Raw genomic sequence first — 24810 nt, 5'->3', positions numbered from 1 at the left:
CAAAATGTCGATTTCTGCGTTTATGCATTACCAAATCATTATAAGACTATCAAACTTAAATTTCAATCCAATTCCATTCTGTTTCCATTAAAACCCCAAAATCGTGGAACGATTATTGGCAGCACTACAATTTTATAAAAGCTGACTTGAATATTCAAGCCAGCTTGATGTTTATGGAAGTTCTTTTGTGATGTAGACTTTGCTTGCCCAGCCAAGTTTGCCGTTGGATAATTTCACTTGATACCACTTCTGATCTTTATCCATTATTAATTTTTGTTTGCTATCTAATACTAATTGCACATAGCTGTTTAATGGCAGTGTGCCGATAATATTATCTTTTTTAGAGGTATCGGTTGTTGAACGAACATTTAACAGATCAGTTCCAACTCCGGACACTCTGCCTAAGTTAAGGACTGAAATATACTCTTTATATTTATCAAAACGGATTGAACTTAGCCAATAGTCCTTTTTATTTACATTCACCAATACTTTAAAATCATTTGATTTCTCAAGCATGGTAAAAATGGTGCCTTTTTTAACTTCACTTGATAAATCTTTGTTTGCTTTTACTTGAATACCCGCTGGAAATTTGTCACTGCCTGCCGGTATTCCCGGTGAAGCAGGAACATTTGTATTAATCGCCGCTTTTCCATAGTAGTTTTTATCGTACGCTAAGATTTTCTGCATATGCTGGGCAATTTTGTTACCCCAATTAGAATCGCTTGCATACCAAAAGTTCATGCCGATACTTTTACTTGGGATTCTCGTTCCTTTGGAATCCTTTGTCAGATAGCCAAGGAATGGTCCTTCAAAATGGGTGCCATTCGGATTCAGGTAATCCGATTTCATTTTTTGGGCAACATAATTAATACATGCCGCTACGCTTGAAAAACGGTATGCACCAATAAATGGAGCAGCATCATAAGCACCATAACCGAATAAATTCTTTTTTCCTAATGAGATATTAGAAGTCCCATAGCCGCTTTCATGAATCGCATGCGCTGCCAAATATAAGGCATTGACGCCAAACTTATTCCCTGCATCAATAAAGGCCTGTCCTGTATTAAGTAACACACTTGGTCTGCCGTTCACATTTGCTGCGATGTAATCATTGATTTGCTTGGCGGTTACGGAGGACTTGGTACGTAAATCAATAAACCGATAATCGGTTATTTCATATTCCTTTAAATAATCGCCGGAAACATAACCCGTTTTGCCGCTGTATGTTACCCGGTACCAGTCGTCTGCTGTTTTCTCTGCTGATTTAACTGTTGTTCCTTTTGGAATAACCGCTAAAACCGGAGTGCCTGCTCCTGATTGGCGCATATTTAAATCATCTGTCACAAGATAGCTGCTGCCATCTTTTGTGTTTAGATTAGGTGTTTCTGCCGGCTTTTCCGCTGGTTTTTCTGTGGGTTTACTAACAACAGGTGTCTTCGGCGGCGATTGAAGAGATGCTGCAGATACATATCCCTTTTTCCCTTGATAGGTAACCGCAAACCAATCACCAATGCTTGTTACCGAGGAAACGATGGTTCCTTTTGGAATCTTAATTAATTTCGCATATACCGCTCCATAAGATGAAAAGACATAGGTGTCCTGTTTAAGCTGATAATCCTTTTTGGAAAAAGTTTTGACCGACCCTTTACTCACATCGCTGCTATTTACATAAAGCGACTTTCCGTTAAAAGAAACCCGGTACCATGTTTGCCCAATGCTGTTTACGGCCTTTTGGTTAGAGTACAACCCATTTTGACTTGGGAGACTTACGACAGCCTGCTTCTTTGTATCAGGGCTAGAATAAAGCTTACTTGTACGTTTTGTAAAATAATAGGCTGCCGATGTTTTCGTATATTGATTATATTCCTTCACATAGTCGCCATGCACCCAGCCTGACTTCGTTACACTCTTTCCTTTTGAAGTGTAGGTATAGGAAACTTTAAACCATTTTCCAAGCTTCTCTTTCGAGGTAACCGTTGCCCCTTTTTTAAGAGTCAGGACGATTTTACTGCTTGTACTTGCGCCGGTCCGCATGTTGACATTAGTCGATATAGAATAATTCGTTTTCGTAAAGGTTACGGTCTTCGGAGCAGATGATTTAGAAATATAAACCTTTTTCTTTAAGTAAGACCCGCTGACCCAACCTGTTTTTGTCACATTTTTTCCCTTTGATTTATACGTATAAGAGACTTTATACCAATCTCCTTTTTTCTGTGTAGAAGTTACCTCTTTTCCCTTTGGGATGGTGAGGACCGTCTTGTCTTTTGTACTAGGACCCGTCCGCATTCTTAAATTATCTTTTGTTTCATAGGAAGTCTTACTAAAAGATACTAAACTAGCTGCTTCCACCTGGTACAATTGATTGAATCCAAACGGTAATGCCCCGCCAGTACTTAATCCCCCAAATACTAATCCGGTCGATAAGACCATCACTTTCCCCATATTCTTCAATGAATCCACTTCCTTTTCTCTCTCTTCCCGTTTTCCTCTTACAACTTTTCTATCACCGTAACGATTCGGGTGACTCTTATACAGAATAGAACGTTCGTATTAGGAGCGATCGCATCACCTCTATTTTTCATGAATGATATGAAACTACTTTTTTAAAAAAATAGTGAAAAACAATGGAATCCTTCTATTTAAAGTCTTTCGTATAGACAAAACCCGTACTAACCCATGCTTTTGTTCCATCAGCTAATTGGATTTGATACCATGATTTTGAGGCATCCATGACCAGCGAGCCATCCTTGTTGATAACTATTTGCACCAAATCGTTTAATAATAAGCTGCCGATTGGTGAATTGTTCACAGTTGAAGGGACAGAACGGACATTTAATTGACCTGTTGTTACTCTGCCTAAATTTTGAACAGATAAATAGTTTTGATAGTTACTAAAATCAAGATTATTTGTCCAGTATTCCTTCTGATCCACTTTGACACGCAGCCAAAAATCGTTTGTCTTTTCTAGGATAATAAATGATGCCCCTTTACTGATTTTGTTTATTGCATCATGTACGCCTTTTTTGCTATCAAGAACAATGGCCTGTTTGGCAATGGCCGTAATATTGGCAGGAAACAAGTCACTGCCTGCAGGAACGGATGGTCTTGACGGGATGACGCTATCCACTTTGGCCTTCGCATAAAAGCCTTTATCGTACTTCAGAATTTTCTCCATATGCTGGGCAATCGCTTTGCCCCAGTTCACATCACTGGCATAATAAAAATTCATGCCTTCACTATTTGCATCAATTCGAGTGTTAGTAAGCGTTTTTGTACTAAAGCCCAGGTAAGCCCCGCGGTATTTCCAGTTGGCCGGATTTAAATAGGTCGCCTTGATTTCACGTGCAATATAATCGATGCATATTTCAACACTGCCAAAACGATACGCCGAGATAAATGGCGCGGCATCGTAGGCACCAAATCCAAATAGGTTGTTTTTCGCAATAGAAATTGCTGATGTACCGAATCCGCTTTCGTGAATAGCATGAGCGGCCAAGTACAGGCCATTGACTCCATATTTTTGACCGGCATCAATGAACGCTTGTCCCTTCCCGGTTAAAATACTAATTTTTCCGGTGGATTGGACGTAACTAGCAAGATATTTATTAATTTGATCAGCTGTTACGGCTGACTGTGTCTGCAAATTAATGAATTGATAACTATCCCGACTCTCGATTGGATCGCCTGTTACCACTTGTTGAATAAATTTGCCGGAAACATAGCCGTCCTTCCCTTGGTAGCTAAGCTTATACCAGCTGTTATCTGCGACTTTACTAGTTGGAAAGACAAATGTTCCTTTTGGAATGACGGCTAAAATGGGCGCAACTGGATCTGCATCCTGCCTGAAATTTAACTGATCCGATACTAAGTATGGCGCTTTCGTAACGGCTACCTCTTTTTTATCCGCTGCTGGTGCTGGCGGAGCAACAGGTCCTGATGAAGGCGGTGTTTCCACTCCTGATCCTGGAACAGATGGGTTTTCTGGCCCAGGTGCTGGCGGGTTTTCCACTCCTGGTACCGCAGGCGTTCCAGGTTGAGGAGCTGGATCCGACACGGGAGGCGTTCCTGGTCCTGATGAAGGGGGAACGACAACCTTCTTTTTCGTAAAATCCCCGCCATAAATATAGCCGGATTTCCCGTTAACGGTTACTTTATACCAATCTCCAATTCTTTGATTTACCGAGATGGTGCTTCCATTCGGGATCTTTACTAGTTTTGAATAAGCTTTACCATAGGAGGCATACAAATACGTATCCCTATTGGAGTAATAATCCGCAGCAGAAAACGAACTTAAGGAGTACTTCTGGACATCCCCGCTGAACACAAACAGGGTTTTCCCATTATAAGAAACCTTGAACCACGTTTGCCCAATACTATTGACGACTTGACTGGCAGAATACAACCCATTGCCGCCGGCAAGGCTGTAAACGGCTTTTTTCTTTTTATCAGCAGTCGAATAAAGGCTGACCGTTTTCTTGGTAAAATAATAGGCACCCGGCTTGCTGCTAGTTTGATAATATTCTTTCAAATAGGCAGCACTTACCCAGCCCGTCACCGTTTGCTTTTTCCCTTTTTGGGTATATTGATAGGAAACCTTATACCAGTTTCCCATTCGTTGTGAAGCAGTGACGGTCTTAGCCTTTGGAATCTTCAGAACGCTTTTGTAAGCTGTCCCTGCACCTTTTCGTAAATTTACTAGATCTGTTGTTTGGTAACGGATATTTGCCAGTTTCAAGACAGCTGCTTCTACATGCCCCACACGAGAAGGAGGCAATGTGGGCAGAATGGTTCCTCCGGCCAATAATATACTTGTCGATAATAGTGCAACTTTCCCGATTTTCTTCATCGAATCCCCCATAATCTGCCAGAAATGGAAACCTACTATAAATCCTTCTACGAAACTACAGATTTCTACATACTTCTTCATTGCTGTTCGCGAAAGATGGAAAAACACCTCGAATTATCCTCTATTATCGCGTATTACGAAGATAATTTATATAGATTCTAATAAATACTTGTCTTTAAATGAAAAAATAGGAAAAATTTCATAGGTTGACTTTTGTCGAAATGCTAGCATAAAAAAATACAAAAAACCCGAAGGGCATATTTTCTTTGCCTTCGGGTTTTTAAGTTATCTAAGCAAACTATTTTTTAGAATGACTTCTTTTACTACTCTTTCGGCTGCATGACCGTCTTCTAAATAACAGAATCGTTGATAAAAGTCATTCATTTTTTCGTTTGAAAATTTCTTGTCAGAAAGGGCCTTTACAGCCTCAATCACTTCTTCCGTTGTTTCCACAAGCGGACCTGGAGCCTTTTCCTCAAAATCAAAGTAAAAACCACGAATATCATCCTTATATTCTTCAAGATCATAGGTAAAGAAAATCATCGGCCGTTTTAAATTAGCATAATCAAAAAACACAGATGAATAATCGGTTATCAGTACATCGCTAATCACGTACAGTTCCTGGATGTCCTCATGTCTAGAAAAATCGTAGGCAAAGCCTTCAAAAGCACTAAGATCAAAGTTCTCAGCAACTAAATAATGCATGCGCATAATAACAATATACTCATCCCCTAATTCTTCTCTAAGCATGTCTAAATCCAGATGTAAATCCAGCTTATATTTCCCTACCTGATAATATTGATTATCCCTCCAGGTTGGCGCATAAAGAATAATCTTTTTATCCTTAGGGAGATGATGAGTTTCCTTGAATTGCTCGGCAATCGCATCACGTTCCGGTTTATAAAAAATATCATTTCGTGGGTAGCCTGATTCAATCATTTCTTTCTCAAACTGAAAGGCCCGCCTAAAAATTTCGGAGGAATAACGATTAGGGGAAATTAAGTAATCCCAGTTCCTCGTTTCTTGAAAGAAGTTTTGCTTATACTGCTCCGTGGTCGTCCCAGGCATTAATACTTCCTTCATATCACCTGCCAGCTTCTTTAAAGGTGTTCCATGCCAGGTTTGCAGGTAAATAGTGTTCTTCGGCTTAGGGATCCAAAGCGGCATTCGGCTATTTGTTACCCAAAACCTTGCCCGGGACATCAAAAAAAGCCATTTAATCGAAAATCTTCGCGCGAAAGGAATCCCTTTATCAATAAAGCCTTTTTCAAAGCGGGGATCGACACTCCAAATCAATTCGTATTCAGGATGATGCACTTTAAGATATTCATAGATAGCCCTTGGGTTACAGCTATACTGCTTACCAAGAAAGCTTTCAAATATGATTAAGTTTTGCTTGCGCGGCAATATCGACACAAATTGAAATAAAATTTTATAAGCCTTTAAAGCTATTTTTTTCAACAATGATACCAATGGAATAGCTCTCCTTATGAATAATCTCGGAACAAACAACTTCAAGGCTGCAGCGAAAGAATCAGCAGCCTTGAGATTTATTTATTTATTTATTTTCATTTCATGACCGACGAGCTGAACTAAGTAGTCAAGCAAGTTCTCTCTTAAGTCATCCCTGCTCAATGCCATTTCGATTGTCGTTTTAATAAAACCTAACTTTTCCCCGACATCGTATCTTTTTCCTTCAAAATCGTAGGCATAGACGTTCTGAGAACGATTCAATCGTTGAATGGCATCCGTTAGTTGGATTTCGCCGCCGGAACCTGATTCTTGGTTTTCAAGCAGCTGGAAAATCTCCGGTGTTAAAATATATCTGCCCATAATGGCTAAATTCGAAGGTGCTAACTCCACGGATGGCTTTTCCACAAAGTTTTTCACTTCATACATGCGGCCATCCTGGCGAATCGGGTCAATGATCCCGTATCGATGGGTTTCTTCTCGTGGGACGGGCTGAACACCAATAACGGAAGAACCGACTTGATCGTAGAGGTTCATTAATTGCTTTAGCGAAGGAACATCTGCCTGGACGATATCATCACCTAATAGTACTGCAAAGGGTTCATTCCCAATGAATTTCCTTGCGCACCAAATCGCATGGCCAAGACCTTTAGGTTCCTTTTGTCTAATGTAATGGATATCGACATTCCCTGGTTTACGGACTTGTTCCAACAGTTCAAATTTCTCTTTACGAGCTAAGTTTTCTTCCAGCTCAAAGGCATTATCAAAATGATCCTCAATCGCTCTTTTCCCTTTACCTGTTACAATGATAATATCCTCAATCCCTGATTCAATTGCTTCTTCGACTATGTATTGAATCGTTGGTTTATCAACGATTGGCAGCATTTCTTTTGGCATTGCTTTGGTAGCGGGTAAAAACCGGGTACCTAATCCCGCTGCCGGGATAATCGCCTTTTTGACTTTACTCATTCAATTTACCTCCTGATTTCAATAAATCTTACCAGCGTTTTTTATCACTCTGCCCTTGTCATTGTTTCTTCTAAAACCCGATAGAATGTATCCATTGCCTTTTTATTGTATTCTTCCGGTATAAATTCATCAAGTTTATTATCAAACTCATTTCTGGCGAGCTGCTGCAGACCTTGCTCAAGCCCCGCAATGCTATTCTCGACTAATAATCCATACCTGCCCTGCTCTAACACCGTTCGATTGGCGACAATGTCGGTTGCGATAATTTTCATTCCAAGTGTCATCGCCTCTAATAACACCATCGGCTGTCCCTCATAATGGGAGGAAAGCACAAAACAATCGCATTTTTTCATGAATGTAAATGGATAATCTAATTGTCCCATAAGGTATACGGATTCTTCAAGATTTAGTTCTGCTATTAAACTTTCGAGGTCCTTCCTTAAGGGACCTTCACCCAGAATATAAAGTTTGCTGTTCTGGAAGTCATCTTGAAATTTCCCAAACGCCTTGATTAAGTTGTCCTGGCCTTTTTCCGGCGATAATCTTCCCATCGTAATGAAATTATAATTTTGTGTTGATGGCTCCGGAATGACAACTTTCTCGGTTTCATCCTTTTCAGGTAGCATTCCGTTAGGGGCAATTCTTTTATATCTTCGAAAGTTTAGTGTTTTATACATCGATTTCTCTAATTTGGCTTTCGCGTTGTTTTTTATATCATATTCCCTGATGGTGTATAATGCCGCTGATTCAATCCAGCCAATCAGCTTTCCACGGATTGAAAACCTGCTATACATCCCCTGCTGCGTTCTTGCTTCAAGATTAACCTCAACTAAGAGCCCTTTAAAATCCTTAGCAGGGGATATCATTTGCGTCCCCTCTGTTTCATAAGGCCTACTCCAAATATCATGATCATTGACATGACGAACAACAGCCAGTTTATTCACCTGTTTTTCAAAAAGGATACTGTCAGGCAGAATCTCAAAACAGTCCTTTGCAAGCCATCCGACAATCCGATCGTCAATAGTGAATTTATAATAATCTGTTGACTCTGTCCGCGCTTCACGTATAATCGCGACGTCTTGATCGACAAAACTGGCAGCCGCAGTAAGCTTTTCGGCACCTTTCAAAACCTCTGGTCTATTCCATACAAACCGGTCTCCGGGATTGTTTATTCGCGCCCGCGCTTTAAAGACTTCATTACTTAAAAGCTGATTTGTTTCAAGGGTGGTGAGCACGCCAGTACTGTCTTCACGAGGATCTTTCAAAATCTTTTTAGGATTAATCGAATTCATCACATAATCAAATTGAAATTCCTCTGCATATTCCGTTAAATGTTGTTTATTTAGTTCCATCGTACCGGCGGAAACGCTGACAAGCTTATCAAACTTATGATAGACAGAAAAAAGCCCTCTTAAATTAATCCGGTGCGGTCTTCGCCCATTGATGACCTTTTCACTATCAGTGCGGATATCATTATGCATATAACAAATTTTTTTGGGGGCATCAGAAGCAAGTAAATACTTTGCCCAATACAAACTATAGCCGCTGAAATCAATACAATAATCAAATTGCGCTCTCCCAAAATATCTTTTGAATTCCCGCTTATAGGCCTTCTCAGGGTACAGTCTTTTAGTTAGATAACTATGAGCTCCTCGATTATGTACGAATTTATCACGATACACCTCAAAAATACTATTGACAGCTGTCCCATTTTGAAAAAGGAACCGTGCCTGTTTATTGACCTTAGCGACATTATTCAACGCTTCGTTTGTTTTCGGTGTCTTCATAAAAATACTTACATCATACTTACTAAAATCAATGTTATCCATCAGATTAATAAACGAAGAGGTAATCCCATTATTCATCATCCCGCCAGGATAAATCAGGATTCTTTTTTTCCCTGTCTCCAACGGTTTGATTACATTTAGAGGGGCATTACTTCTATTAAAAATGTAACCGGTAATTCTGTTTGTTACTTTTCCATCATCGTAGGCTGTAAACCTATTTTGAGCAGCGTGATAAGCAGGTTTGTAATCTTCTATTATCTTAAGGATATTTTGCACTGCTGCGGCCACTTCCTGGATCGTAAAAAGGGTCGGCCCGGGTAATTCATCATCAGCCAAATAAAGGCCTCTTTCCTCATTATAATCATCATAATCCCAAATATAGAATAAAACAGGTTTGTTTGTTACGAGATAATCAAAAAAGATACTGGAGTAATCCGTGATTAAGAGATCGACCATACTTAACAATTCATTCGTGTCGACAAAGTCCGGAATTAAGATATCTTTAATTTCGTCAAATTGCTTCGCCTGTTCGTATAAAAATGGATGTACTTTGATGAATAAATTATACTCTTCACCAACTTGAGCCTTCAAATGGGTCATATCACTAATAATTTGAAACATATCATTTTTGGCCTTTGAAATATTGGACCCTTTCCAGGTTGGTCCATAAAGAATCGTCTGTTTATTTTTATCCAGATTTAAGGCTAATCCAGCTAAAAAGGACTTGAACGTCTCCTGGTCTGTATTTAGTGTAAGGTCAATTCTTGGATATCCTTCTTGAATAATTTCGCCATTATACAAACCGTTCAGTTTATAGCTGTTAAGAAACATGTTTGTCGTATGCTCATTTGGGCTTAATAGATAATCAGCACTGAGAAAATTCCGGACGACATTCTGTGAATGGGCGGGACTGCCGGGGATATCAAATCCCATGCTTTTCAGCGGTGTCCCATGCCATGTATTCACATATACCTGTTCCTTTTTCGGGATAAAAAAGGACTGAAAGGTAGAGTTATTAATGAGATATTTACACGTTGCTAAACATTTGAGATATTCTTTCGAATTACGTTTGACAAAGGTGACATTTTTCAATCCTTTATATCGACCAATCACAGTTTTTAATTCCTCAAAGCTGCTTACCGACCAAATATGGTTAAAGTCCTTAAAATCGGGGTTATCTAAGAGGTATTTAAAAATTGCATAGGGACTATCTGTTAAACTTTTTCCATCCCTGCTCTCATACAATATCGTGTTGTTAAGCACCTTTAACTTTTTAAAATACCTTGTATATTGAAAATTCCTACGCCGATGTGCCTTTCGAAAATAATAATAAATTGGTTCAATGATAAACTTGATCCTTCTTTTTAACACCTTTCTATTCATGAAACACTACAGCTCCCTTACCAATACTCACCATTCCACATTACATATTTTTCCCATTTTCAAGACGATATATGTAAGTATTGATAATTTCGGGGCATCTAATACTGTTTTTATCATAAAAAAAACAGATGGATTACAAAATGATTGGAATCCATCTGCTAAATATGCTTAATTATTTTCTTCTAATACCTTATAGAATGTACCCATTGCTTTTTTATTGTACTCTTCTGCTCTAAATTCATCTGGCTGATGTGCCAACTCATTGTTAGCCAGTTGATTTAGACCTTTCTCAAGACCTTCAATGCTATTCTCGACTAATAGTCCGTACCTGCCCTGTTCCAATACTGTTCGATTGGCGACAATATCGGTGGCGATAATCTGCATCCCAAGTGTCATTGCCTCCAATAAAACCATCGGCTGCCCCTCGTAATGGGAGGAAAGGACAAAACAATCACATTTTTTCATCAGCTTAAATGGGTTTTCTACTTGTCCGACAAGATAGACGGAATCTTCCAGATGATGTTCTTCAATCAGGGCTTCAAGGTCCTTCCGTAATGGTCCTGCGCCCAAAATATATAGCTTGGACTTTTCTGAGCCATTCAGGAATTGGGCAAAGGCTTTAATTAAATTATCCTGGCCTTTTTCCGGTGATAATCTTCCCATTGTAATGAAATTATAGTTTTCCTGCGATGGCTCCGGAATAAACGTCGTTCCTGTTTCAATCCCCAGTGTTTCAATGATCTGGAAGGCACGTTTATCTAACCAGCCAATAGACCTCTCTTCATAAACAAAATGACAGTAGGTCCCAGCCATCGTTCTTGCTTCCTTGTCAACGGTTACCGTTTTTCCGTTAAACTCCCGGTAATTCTTTACTATTGTTTCAGCGGATTCCGGCCCATTCAGGCTGCTCCGGACAATATCTTCGTCTAACAAGTTAATTATCGCAATCCTGCTGACCGCTTTTTCTGCAATAATACCCGGTTCCTCTATCAATGAAAAAGCACGCTGATCTAACCAGCCAACTTGTTTTCCATTAAGATAGAACAAGTAAAAAGTTCCCTTTGCCGTTTTATTAGATTTCATCACGGTTACCTCTGAATCTAGTAATTCAGCCGCATCCATAATCTTTTTACAATCGATGTTAGGGTAAGCTTTGCTCCAAACTACATAATTTCCCCGATTTGAAATAATCGCCAGTTCGTATAAATTATTTTCCTCGACCGTTCGGTTATCTAAATGGCGGATGATATTTTTATGCTTTTGATCATTCAACATTTTATAGATAGTCCGTTTAAAACTATTATCAATAGTAACGGTTTTCAATGCAGATGAATCAATCCAGCCAATGTACGTTCCATTAATAGAAAAGCGGCTATACATGCCATGCTGGGTTCTCGCTTCACGATCAACATCAACTAAAATTCCTTTATAATCCTTACTGGAGGACACTTTTTGAATGTCTTCGGTTTTATATGGTTGGTTCCAAATATCATTTCCCGATACATTTTGAAGAATTGCTTGTTTGTTGACGTGATTTTCGAATATTATACTATCCGGCAGTAGTTCAAAACATTCCTGGTCAAGCCATCCGATAATCCGATCGTCGATGCTGAATTTGAAATATTCATTTGTTTCGGTATGCGCCTCATGTAAAATAGCAGCCTCTTTATTTAAAAAGTCTGCAGCAGGAGCGATTTTTTCTGCCCCATTCAAAACGGCCGGCCGATTCCAAACGAAATGATTTTTCGGATTTATTAGAACCGCTCGTGAACGAAGAATAAGATTGTCTATGGATGGTTCGGTTTGGTCTCCAACTTGATTCTCAGCATTCCCTTGATTACTTAATGTCAGAATTTTCTCCATATTAATCGAGTTCATGACGTAATCAAATTTTGACTCATCCGCATATCTCAGTAAATTCTTTTTATTCAGCTCCATCGTTCCTGCGGAAACACTGACAAGCTTATCAAACCGATGATAGACTGAAAAAAGTCCTCGTAAATTAATCCGATGCGGCCTGCGGCCATTAATCGTTCTTTCACTGTCTGATAGTAAATCATTATGCATATAACAGATTTTTCTGTTTGCATCCGTAGCAAGTAGATATTTTGCCCAATACAAACTATAACCACTAAAATCGATGCAAAAGTCAAAATGTGATCTTCCAAATAGCCTTTTGACCTCACGTCGATAAGCCGTTTCAGGGTAGAGCATTTTGGTTAGAGTGCTATGCGCGCCACGATTATGAACGAATTTATCACGATAGACTTCAAAAATACTAAATACTGCCAGGCCATTTCGAAAAACGAATCTAGCATTTTTATTCACCTTTTCAATATTATTTAAAGCCTCTTTTGAAGTAGGTGTATTCATAAAGATACTGACATCATAGGTATGATAGTCAATGTTATCCATCAGATTGATAAATGAAGAAGTGATTCCATTGTTCATCATCCCGCCCGGATAAATAACAATTTTCTTTTTAGCTAAGTCGACATGTTTAATGACATTTAGAGCCGCCGCATTGTTAGCATGAAAAATATAATCGACGATTCGTTTCGTTACCTGCCCGTCATCATGGCCTACAAACCTATTTTTTGCGTTCTTATATACCTCTTTATAATCCGCACTTACCTTAGGAATATCGTGAACCGCTGCTGCAACTTCCTTTATTGTAAAAAGAGTTGGACCAGGTAATTCATCATCCGTCAGATAACGGCCTCTTTCTGCATTATAATCGTCGTAATCCCAGACATAGAACAAGATTGGCTTATCCGTCACTAAATAATCAAAAAAGATACTTGAATAGTCGGTTATTAACAGATCTACCGTACTTAACAACTCGTTTGTGTCGATAAAATCAGGAATGAGAATACTGCTAATCTCATTAAATGTTTTAGCCTGGTCATATAAAAAGGGATGGACTTTAATGAATAGATTATATTCCTGCCCAACCTGACTCTTTAAATAGGTCATATCGGCAATGATTTGGAACATATCGTTTTTGGCTTTGGAGACATTGGTCCCTTTCCAGGTCGGTGCATAAAGAATCGTTTTTTTGTTTTTGTCGATACTTAGACCTAATCCGGCTAAATAAGCGTTAAATGCTGCTGAATCCGTATGAAAGGTAAGGTCAAGTCGCGGATATCCTCCTTCAATGACTTCGCCGTTATACACACCGTTTAGCTTGTAGCTGTCAAGGAACATTCTAGTTGTATGCGGATTGGGACTTAATAAAAAATCAGCACTAAGGAAATTCCTAACAACATTCTGCGATACCGATGGGTTCCCAGGGATATCAAACCCCATACTCTTAAGCGGCGTCCCGTGCCAGGTATTAATATAAACTTGATCACCTTTTGGGATAAAAAATGATTGGAAGGTAGAGTTATTAATTAGATATTTACTAGTTGCCAAACATTTGAGATACTCTTTCGAATTCCGTTTGACAAATTTTACATTTGGCAAACTTCTATATTGGTCAATCACACGTTCCAATTCTTCGAAGCTGCTTACCGACCAAACATGTTTGTAATCCTTATAGTTGGGGTTAGTGATTAGGTATTTAAAAATAGCATAGGGGCTATCCGTTAAACTTTTCCCATCCCTGCTCTCATACAAAATCGTATTGTCGATGACGGCTAATTTTTCAAAATATCGTCTATATCGATAATTCCGACGGTGATTTTCTTTAGCAAAATAATTATAAACCGGATCTATTATAAATTTAATTTTTCTTTTTAGAACCTTTAGATTCATTAAAAGTACGCTCCCTTATCAACTTACCAATTTTGCAGCCAACATGAATCTATTTATTTCCCCATTGTGAAATGAGTGAAGGTCATACAAAATATACATTTTCAATTAATTAACAGACATGATTATAGCACAGATTTTTTTGTCAAACTACAAAATGTAATTATGTCATTAACATTTAACACATGGTAAAAGTTGGAGACACGGCAACGTTTAAAATGACCCTGGTACACACCAGAGTCATCAGGTATAAATATTGGTTATCATTATATCCTGTTCATTCACAGCTATTACGATTTTTGTTTTTGTTTCACTTGTTCCTGGATCAATTCTTCCCATTTACCGCCTACAATGTTAAATGTATATCGCTCTACATTCTCTTTCGCCTTTGTTCCCATTTCTTTTCTTAATGATTCAGATTCAATCAAGGTCAATAAACTATTGGTAAAATCCTCAATATTTCCTTCCTCGACAAGTAATCCGTCAACATGATCTAAGATTACTTCTCTTGGACCCGTGCAGGCAAAGCTTACACATGGAACACCAACTGACATTGCTTCAATTAAAACCATCCCGAAGGATTCACTTCGTGAACTTAATGCATAAACTGAGGAATTGATCATTTCTTTAATTATTTTATCTGTTTTTGGCATTAAATAAATATTATTATATGCCTTCTGTTCAAAGATAAGATTTCGTAATGATTCTTCCTCGCCGCCTGTACCGAATATTTTCAGTTTCCAATCAGGATGCTTCTTTATCACTTCAGAAAAGGCAAGGATTAGTAAATCATAGCCTTTTTCATATGAAAAACGACCTGCTGCTATAATAACCTTTTTATCTAATTTAGCAGTTTCCTCCGGTATATGGGTCGCATTTTCAATTTTATATATTTTTACTTGGCCTTCTTTAAGAACATCTTCATAATTAGCTTTATCTGAACTGGTCAGGCATGTCAAACCATCCAATTTTCCGTAATATTTTTTAATTTTTTTCTGAAGTCCTTCCGGATGAGCCTCAAAAAATTTATGCTCTTGGCCAATTTTAATGACAGCCTTATTGGAATACTTTACCGATAATATATTGAAGGAAGGTATGGTTGTAATTAAAACCCCTTTATTAATTCTTTTTATTACTGATCGTAATTTTAAATCAATAAATAAATTAAACATTTTATAAAGGTCTTCATTTTTATCAATAAGAATGCTTGGAATTTTTAATAGCAAATTTATTAGAAACTTTTTGTATCCTGGAGTATTTGCCCTGAACAGCATTCCTCTTCTAGCATCAATTAATGGAGTTAGTTTAATTTTGGGATCTAGAATAAATAATGGGTTTTCACTAGTTCTTCTTATACTTATTATTTCTACAAGATAATCTTTTGAAGCGAAGAAATTTGCTATATTAGCGACTGTTCTTACTGTACCACCCATTCCGTAAATATTATAAACCAAAAATGTAATTTTCAATTCTTCCGTCGCTCCCGCTCTTTAACGAATCATTTAATTTTTTTTATTTCCTCATAAATTCTTTTTGAATTTTCTTGATCATGATACGCATAATATTTCTTAGATTTAATATTATATATCGGTTTATATTTAAAATCAGTTTTTACATATTCTGAAATATAATTTAATAACTCCAGTTTTGTATCTGCTATATCACCTATTAAATCTGTTCTCAGATCAACATAAGAACCTCTATGCCTCAAATAATCATGTAAATCAAACTGAAAGAAAACAACCGGTTTTCTTAAATAATTGAAATCAAACACCACACTAGAGTAATCTGTAATAAGTAATGAACTTTCTTGTATCAGGTCCCTTACTGTGGTTTTGTCAATATTCACTACTTCTATCCGCTCATTCAAGGAAGAAAAGGAATCCATGTATTTCCTTTGAATTTCTATATGTGGAAAGAACTTTAAAATTAAATTATACTTCTCCAAAATCCCATGAAGGTGGGGATCACGTAATAACCCTATATACTGATTATAAAATTCTGAAGTTAGAAATTCTGTCTTTGAATCAATGAGCCATTCTCTCCAGGTTGGTATAAGTAAAATTTCCTTTATTTTATTATCCTTACTCTTATCAATTAAATTATCGAACCGGGATAACCCTGTTACCATCACTTGTTTCGGTTTAAAGTTCATTTTTTCAATTAATATGTTTTTCTCATGTACGGAAGACACTACAAATTTTTTAATTTTCCCGTTATAAGAATCCTTATTGAACTGTAATTTTTTCATTGCGATAATTCCATGCTGTAAATAGATGATTCTTTTTGGGTTATTATTCAATTTATTATGAACAATGCTAGGTATTGTATCACGTATACCATGACTAACAATTAAATATTGGCAAACCCAATATAAAAAATAGTGCTTAAAACTATCGTATAATAAGACATTCGCATGATAGGGTTTTATATTCTCCGCATTTTTATTGTCCTGCTTACTCACATAATAATATTTCTCACTATTTTCGGTTTTCATGCAGTACTGGAAAAATGCAAAACCATTATCTTGGGCAATTTCCCCCAGGTTTTCACCAATTAACCAAACTGGCTTTTTTATAAACCTTCTTGTCATTTTAGCAAGACCTTTTGCTAATAGGAATTTTATCTTTTCCCCTGACTTTTCGATAACCTTCAACTCTCTAATTTCAAAGTTCAAGCTTGTACTCTTTTGATCAATAAGCAGCGAATAGTATATATTTTCATTCATTCTAATGGCATTTGATTTAAAGGTAGAATTCCTTTCAATTATCCTAGCATCGATTCCCTTTACTCTTGTCATAACCCCAAAGTTATTCACCTTAATTGCAAAAAATATTTCATAGCTGCCAATTGATAAACCTAAATTTTTTATTAAAGATTCGTTAATTCTGAAAAGGTATTTATTGTTTGCGTTTTTTTGTGGTGATAATTTTATTTCATTATCTAAATTTCTATTTTTCAAAACCAACTCTACATCATTCGAGTTGATTAGTGTTTGGTCTATATCTGATGAAATTTCAAACTCAAGCTCTTTTCTTCTCTTTCTCAAGGCAATACAATAAGCGTTCAGTGTATTTCCTATAGATACAAGAAAGGCATTCTTTCTATTATAAAAATGTCTTACTTGAAGAGGATAACCGTTATTATTAGCCCTCAAAAGCGGATAAATAATTGCCCTGGACTTGTTTGATATATCATCAAAATTAGAGACTAATTCTAATGGATATTCCTTATCTTTAACAATAATGGTAATAATGAATTGGAAGTCAGAGTCGATAATTTCCTTAATATTTATAGTTCCCCAATCAATTTCGGTTTTAAAATAAAAAAGGTTATTATCCTTTTTTACTTCGTTTTTGCAAATAATCTTTTCTTCCCCGTTTATTTTTTGAAGATGAATATCTTTCAGGGAAAAATCAAGATCTCCATTAAAAACAAACCCATTGACAATTGTTCTTCCATCTTCCAATTCAGCTTTAGTAATATCGCATGTTACTATTTGATCTGTAACATGTAGGGCTAAGTTACCGCCAACTGTTTTATAAGAACGTACATTTTTAATAAAACCTAACTGATTATTATAGATTGGTTTTGAGAAACTAATAAATTCCTCACTGGTTTGATTACTATTTATATTTATTCGTGTTAGTTCATTAACACCGCTTATGCATAATGCTGCAAATACATCCCAAGTTCCGTTTTCTTTAATAAGATTATTTTCATCATCGAAAGAAATCTTTGCAGAAAATGCACCATTATTATCTATATCAATGGGAAGATTTACTTTTTCCTTTGTGTCCCTATTCATAAATATTATATTGGTAACCTTGTCTTCTTTACTAGAAATAAGAGAAACCTGAAGGAATCCCTGAATAGTTAGTAAGTTTCTCTCCAAAGCGACCCCGTTAATATCAAACGAAATAAATTTACGTTTGTTTTTCACTATGTGAAAAGCAACTTGTGATTGTTTATTTTCATATACTTCATAGTAATGCAGAGAGTTATTGTATTCTAGGTAATCCCCTTGAAGTTTAGATTGTTCCTTACAAAAAAGAATAGAAGTGATTTCATCCTTGTTATTTACATTAATTGTGCTAAATAAATTCCATTCACCTTCATATAACGGATGAATATTTAAGTTGATGGAAATTTTAAATGTATTCACAGAGTAATTGACTGTGAAATTCTCTATAAATACTTTTTCTTTAGTATCTTCATTCTGTAAATAAACGTTATTTATTTTTGGTTCATGAATATTACTGCCATTATAAAGGATTCCGCTTAATTCAAATCTCTTCCCTTTATATGAAAGAATTTCATCGCACTCGAGTATAAGCCCCTTTGAAGATTTTTTACATACCTTAATCCGATCTTCTTTCTCGCTAATAAGATATGTTTCCCCGCTAAAAGAAACGGAGAATTTCTTTTTTAAATGATTGATTATTTCTATGTATCGGGCCTGATTTTCGGATGTAATCATCAAGCCGATAATGCTTCCATCTGGAATTTTGCTAAATTCTTTATAGCTTATAATAATTTCAAGATTGTTGTCTATAATTTTATAGGAGGAGTTCAAGGAATGTTTAAAAGAATGATCTGCCTTTGGAGTAGGACCAACTATGATACCTACATGGTCTATGGTCTCTCTTGTTTCCATATTTAAAATCAATTTTATACGTCTATTTTTTAGACGGTAAATTTTTTCTAGAAACACATTATTTTTCAATTAACTCAACTCACATTTCCATCTATATTAAAAGGTAAAGTAACCCACGATTCTTATTACATTCTACTTCCACATTTCCCTTTACCAGAGTATCCCAGTCATATCTTTATTTAGTATTTACAACTCCATCAATAATCTCATATTGAAAAGAAATTATTTACAATTTTTTCACAAGAAAAATTATATCACACAAAATTTCGACAAACTATATGAATTTTCAAAGCCCTTTACAATGAATTTAATCTCTATTATTTACATTTTCCTAAAAAACAGGCTGTTGAATTAATTCAACAGCCACTTAGGATACTCTCTATTTAGGTGTAACCGGATTATTATTTACATCAAATATCTGATTAACTAAACGGTCAGCTGCAAATCCATCCTCTAACTGGCAGAATTTAGTGTAAAAATCATTTTGTTTATCTGTGTACTGTTTCTGCACTTCATCTATATTTTGTATTGCTTCCAGCAACTCTTCATTTGTTTTTAACAATGGTCCCGGAGCTTCCTTTTCAAAGTCCATATAAAAACCTCGTAATTGATCACGATAGAATTCTAAATCATAGGTGTAAAACAAAATTGGCCGCTTTAAGTTGGCAAAGTCAAACATAACAGAAGAGTAATCAGTAATTAGGATATCTGTTATTAAATATAGTTCTTGTATATCAGGATAATTAGAAACATCAAAAACAAAATCCTTATATTCATCGGGGATTTTAACTTTTTTCTTGATAACAACATGCATTCTTAAGAGCAATAAATACTCATCGCCCAATTTCTCTTTCATCTGCTCAAAATCTAGATTAATGTCAAAGGTAAAATTGTTGGTTCCGCTAGACTGATTATCCCTAAAGGTTGGTGCATATAAGATGACCTTTTTATTGGCTGGGAGTCTCAAGCTATTACGTACTTTGCCGGCAAGCTTTTTACTATCCTGTTGGTAAAATAAATCATTGCGGGGATAGCCAATTTCAAGTATATTCCCTTCGTATCGAAAGGCGCTTTTAAATGCCTTTGTGGCATAGGGACTGGGTGATATTAAATAATCCCAATTTTTTGTTGCCTTGGATACCCGTTCAACATAGTCATCCGTTCGACCTTGAACGTTTTCGATATCAAAGAGCATCTTCTTTAAAGGCGTTCCATGCCATGTTTGAATATAGGTGGTTGCAGGCCTTTTATTGATGTAGGTTGGGAAGTTTTGATTATTAACCCAAACTCCCGCCTTCGCAAGATAATAATAGTATTTAAAACTAAGCCTTTTCACATAAATGGTCTGTTTATCATTAAACCGTTTTTGCGAATTATAAACCCATACCTTTTTATAATTTAGTCCCCTACGGACAATTTCTTCATAAATATAGCGCGGGCTATCTGCATATTGTTTTCCTAACCCACTTTCAAAGACAATCAATCTGTCATCAACTGGGATTACTTTTTTTGCAAGATTATAAAATGCCTTCATTAGTGGAAAATAAATCCGGCTTCTTCTAAACCTTCTATAGCTTGCTTTAACGATTTCATTTTTCACAAGGGATGAACGAAGAGACTTTTTGCGAATTTTTAATGTCTTCTCGTAGATCCTCTTACAGGAATCTAAATCATGATATTTCAGGAATTTTCCTGCCCGCTTTTTATATTCCTGTTCCATGACAAAGTCGGATTGCGCATATTTTTCGACACTATTCAACAAATCACCAATCGTATAAACAATATCTCCAGGCAGGTCGTTATCTAAATTAAGATGGGAAGGTTGTTTTCCAATAAACCTTTGTCGATCAAATTGATAATAGATAATCGGCTTGTCCAGAAAACTCATATCAAATGCCACACTTGAATAATCGGTAATCATTAAGGCACTTTCTTTAAGTAAAAATTGAACATCTACCTCCCCCTGACTAACAATCCTTACAGGGGCATCTTTAAAAAAGGGAGTAAATTGTTGCATATTAGGGTGTAAACAAAGAACGATTTCAAAATTATACTTTGTTGAATACTCATGTAGAGCTGGATTATGGACCAATTCACGGTACCGCTCAAAGTATTCACTTTCTAAAAATATTTCGTCATTTACAATCCATTCGCGCCAGGTTGGAATGATTAATAATTGCCTTTTTGTTTCAACATCCTTTTGGAAAAGGCTATCAAATCGAGATAATCCAGTTACTGCAACATCGGCTGGGTTATATCCAAAGTCCTGAACAATATAGCTCTTTTCATATTCTGAACTTACTATAAATAAATCTGTATCAAAGCTGGGAGACTTAACCCCATAGAAGTGAACGGTATTTTTTGTCCCCATTACACCATGCTGTAAAAATACCTTTTTAGCCTTTACAACCTTCTTAAAGTTAGCCGTTCTTAAAGGATAAAGGTAATCAGCGTGATGGGACCCTATTATTCTTCTCGCCATTATGGTGTGCCAGATGTGTTCCTTCGATCCAAAGAACAAGATATTTCCCAAGTCCTTTACATTCTCCAATTCCGGAGAATCCTTTTCAATTACGTAGTAAACATTCCGTTCTGGATGTTCCGTTCTCATATATTTATAAAAGCGATATCCGGTATCTTGTGCCTTATAAGGACGTTCTCCCACAATCCAAATGTCTCGATTTCTATAAAGCGGTCTTAAAAGCCATGCCCATTTCATCATACGTTTAAAATAAATTAGGGTATCCCTTTCAAACTTATTAATTTGAAGTGAAAGATTAAAGTATTTTATCGTATAGTAGGGTGTAGCAATATACATGACATCGCCATCATCGGCATAAGCTGGTTCCGAATAGCCTTTTGCTCTAATCTTAGGAGACCCCATTCTTACCAATTTGTTCTCGGCACGATTGTTTAGATTCAAGTCTAAAAAGAAATCATAGATATCCTCGTTTAAAGGTTTTCCATTTAATAATAAATTTAGATTGATAGCTGCCTGATAATAATAGTTATTATTTCCATATGAGTTTTTTGGCCTTTTATTTATTAAATCAAGTTCTATCGGAATTTTTACCTTTGTTCCCGTTTCGCGTCCTGATAGCAAGATAGATGCCTCAATGATTCGAAAACTTTGAGTTGAGACTTGGCCACTAATAAAAAATTGGTTTCCCTTTGATTTAATTTTACTTATTTGCACCTTGGGCTTAATACTTAACTCTTTATCCCAAATTAAGGAGATAAAATTATTTTTTGTATTATAGATTTGTCCTGTCTTTTCACCAATACTAAATTCTTCTAATCCACGATATTCTGTTTCTTCAAATTTACCTAGTCTAATGAGATATTCTAACATTACTCCCCCATCAGAACTTGGAATTACTTTTGCTGTGGATTGAATCTTACTATATTGACTCTCACTTAGTTCTTCTTTTGGAGCTTGAACCAACATAAAGAATTTATATTCGTTTTCATCAAATTCCCCTGCATATTTTGCTAAGTCAATTTCAAAAGAGAAATTTGAAGTAGGACTTGATTCTGCAATTTTTAATTTGGATTCCTCATCGGGGGATATAAGCCAAATTTCCTTTGCTTTGAAATTCCCATAAAGTTCACCATTCATACTAAGTTTGTGATTATCTTGATGAAGTTCCAACCGCTTTTTAAATTTACCTTTATTCCGATTAGCAATACGATGCATTAATTTTTTTATCTTATGTAATACCATTCTTAAATTAACCTCCCTCATATTTAATAAACGGTTCTTTTGAAAAAGGCCCCATTTGTTCCCATTAATATGTATTTAGAAAAATAACGCATTATATAAGAAGAGGGATAATTATTCCTTTTTATCAATTATTTCAAAAGTCACAATACCTCAAAACAGAAAGACAAAGTAAAAAGCTATGGTTATCTGATTCTTATTATCGTTTTTCTAATAAGTGAAATTGCATATGCGATAAAAAAGGTAGTTATCACAACAATAGGTGCATACAAAATTGCTCTATCTTGCGTATCATAAATATTATTCATAAAATACTCATATACCCACCTATCCGTTATATTTGAGACTAAGTAAATATCTAAAGTTAGACTGGAAATGGAACGTACTGGGGTTTGAATCCAGGGTAATAATTTATTTTCAGGAAGTTGGATTTGATACAAAAATAAAAATAAAAATGTAGTTTGGAGCATAATTAACGCTGATCCATAACCGCCGACAAAATTAATAAATTTTGTTCCTTCATTAAATCCAATAAGGATTCCTGCCTCTACTATTGTTATGACAATAAATAAACAAAAACTTTTCAACTTGCTTATCTTGATAGGATATTGCCTAATATAAACTCCCATAAAGTAATAAAAAAGGGGATAAATAGGCATCCAAAAGTTAGGAAATAAAACTATCTTCCTATCTCCAAAAAAGGCCGGCAAAGCGTTCCAGAACATAGGGATTCCCGTGACAAATAAAAGCACAAGTAAAAAAATCTTAAATTGTCCTTTTGTTTTAAAACCTTGCCATAAAGTGTTTAAAAATGGAATAAGAAGTGCAAGCCCAATAAACATATTCACATACCAGGCATAACTAATTGCCTCAAACCTAAAAATCAATGATATCCATTCGGTAATTGTCTTTTGCTCACCAAACTGATAGCTTCGAATAATAATGACAAACACTGAGTAAATAACATAGATCAAAATAATATTTAGTATTCCCTTTAAATACTTTTTATTCCATTCCTTTTTCCATTGTAAAAACCCTGTTGCCATAATAAATAAGGGAACACAAACAATAAAGATTTGTCTGTAAAATGTTTGAATAAATAAAAGGGGACTATTTAAAGGAACACTATAGTAGTGCGTTCTTAGTAAAAAATGGACACTCGGAACTGAAATAATTGCAATCACCTTTAAAAGATCAATGCCAAAAAAGTTTTTTTTCATTTAATTCTCCTTAATATAAATGATTATCCTTAGTTTTTGAATAAATTAATACCAATTTTCTTGTCTGTTATCATGCTGGGCTTTTCACATTTCCTGAGATTTCGACAATATTCTTATTAGATTTTAACAATATATAGCCCTTATGTATAGATTTGAAAAAAAAATGAGAATAAAAAAGGCAACCTAGGTTAGCCTTTTATTTTTGATCCAGTTCAGTTCATGTTTTTTCTAGCCTAAAACCTTCTATCATTCCAAAAGTTCTTCACGATATGGTGTTTTGGATTGTAGACCTCTAATTTATAGCCATTCTTTTTTAGGTAATCGATGATGATTGGCAGCTGCTGCGCTGTTCCTCTTGAATCATGGAAAAGGATCACAATCGGGCCCTTTTTACCTTTTAGTCCTGATTTCACTCTTGAGGTAATGACTCTCGGCTGTGTTCGATTATATTTCCAATCTAGTGTATCAATGTCCCAGTCCCACATTTTAAAGCCTTTCTTTGCTAAGGCATCGCGGAGCGGCTTTTTCATATAGGGCTTGCTGCCATAGGGAGCGCGGGTTAGTTTACTATTAAACCCGGAAACTCTTAACAATGTTTGCCTTGTTTTCTCCATTTCAATGGCGACATTATTCGAGCTTCCCCGATAGAGTTTCTGAACATTGTGGGAGACGCTGTGTAAGGCCGGATAGTTGCCCTCACTGATGATTCTTTTCACCATTTTAGGGTTTTGCTTAATATTCCCCTCAATCATGAAAAAGGTCGCATGTGCCTTCTTCCTTTTCAAAATATCAAGAATTTTTGGAGTGTACTGGTTAGGTCCGTCATCAAAGGTCAAATAAACAACCTTGCTGGATTTAGACTCGGCCGCATGTGTGACATTTGCTGAAAATAGGCCCGTACTGCTGAAAATAAGCAGCATTGCCAAAAATACAGTGACTGTTTTTTTAAACATATTCGTTTCCCCCTCCAATATCTAAAATTCTATTTATCTAAAATATAA

At 36.0% G+C, this 24810-nt stretch carries 11 protein-coding genes; all 11 read right to left on the bottom strand.

Annotated features, from left to right (window positions below; genetic code table 11):
- Positions 1–171: 171 nt before the first annotated feature.
- Positions 172–2442 (bottom strand): SH3 domain-containing protein, encoded by a 2271-nt coding sequence (locus tag BSO02S_RS08585; protein ID WP_142303691.1) that lies wholly within the window; start codon positions 2440–2442, stop codon positions 172–174.
- A 193-nt stretch (positions 2443–2635) separates the two neighbouring features.
- Positions 2636–4846 (bottom strand): SH3 domain-containing protein, encoded by a 2211-nt coding sequence (locus BSO02S_RS08580; protein WP_066065395.1) that lies wholly within the window; start codon positions 4844–4846, stop codon positions 2636–2638.
- Positions 4847–5131: 285 nt separating this feature from the next.
- Positions 5132–6319 carry a CDP-glycerol glycerophosphotransferase family protein gene (locus BSO02S_RS08575; protein ID WP_066065392.1) on the bottom strand — a complete coding sequence of 396 codons (1188 nt, stop codon included), beginning with the start codon at positions 6317–6319 and terminating at the stop codon, positions 5132–5134.
- An 81-nt stretch (positions 6320–6400) separates the two neighbouring features.
- A complete protein-coding gene (gene galU, locus BSO02S_RS08570) occupies positions 6401–7285 on the bottom strand; it encodes a UTP--glucose-1-phosphate uridylyltransferase GalU (protein WP_066065389.1) in 885 nt (294 codons plus the stop codon).
- 44 nt (positions 7286–7329) lie between these two features.
- Complete coding sequence (locus tag BSO02S_RS08565) at positions 7330–10455, bottom strand: CDP-glycerol glycerophosphotransferase family protein (RefSeq protein ID WP_066065385.1); 3126 nt, start codon at positions 10453–10455, stop codon at positions 7330–7332.
- Positions 10456–10623: 168 nt separating this feature from the next.
- Positions 10624–14214: a CDP-glycerol glycerophosphotransferase family protein gene (locus BSO02S_RS08560; protein WP_066065382.1), complete on the bottom strand. Its 3591-nt coding sequence runs from the start codon at positions 14212–14214 to the stop codon at positions 10624–10626.
- Between the two features lie 287 nt (positions 14215–14501).
- Complete coding sequence (locus tag BSO02S_RS08555) at positions 14502–15680, bottom strand: glycosyltransferase family 4 protein (protein WP_066065379.1); 1179 nt, start codon at positions 15678–15680, stop codon at positions 14502–14504.
- Positions 15681–15709: 29 nt separating this feature from the next.
- The gene (locus BSO02S_RS08550; RefSeq protein ID WP_066065374.1) at positions 15710–18937 is read right to left on the bottom strand and encodes a CDP-glycerol glycerophosphotransferase family protein; all 3228 of its coding nucleotides are present in this window, start codon (positions 18935–18937) and stop codon (positions 15710–15712) included.
- A 310-nt stretch (positions 18938–19247) separates the two neighbouring features.
- Entirely contained in the window at positions 19248–22592 is a 3345-nt protein-coding gene (locus BSO02S_RS08545) for a CDP-glycerol glycerophosphotransferase family protein (protein ID WP_066065371.1), read from the bottom strand.
- 182 nt (positions 22593–22774) lie between these two features.
- The gene (locus BSO02S_RS08540) at positions 22775–23809 is read right to left on the bottom strand and encodes an acyltransferase (RefSeq protein WP_066065368.1); all 1035 of its coding nucleotides are present in this window, start codon (positions 23807–23809) and stop codon (positions 22775–22777) included.
- Between the two features lie 233 nt (positions 23810–24042).
- Positions 24043–24762, bottom strand: a complete 720-nt coding sequence (locus BSO02S_RS08535) for a polysaccharide deacetylase family protein (RefSeq protein ID WP_066065365.1) — start codon at positions 24760–24762, stop codon at positions 24043–24045.
- Between the last annotated feature and the right edge of the window lie 48 nt (positions 24763–24810).

The sequence above is a fragment of the Neobacillus soli NBRC 102451 genome (genome assembly GCF_001591665.1).
Lineage (GTDB): Bacteria > Bacillota > Bacilli > Bacillales > Cytobacillaceae > Neobacillus > Neobacillus soli.
The sequence above is the reverse complement of the archived record's forward strand: the minus strand, read 5'-3'. Positions and strand labels throughout refer to the sequence as shown.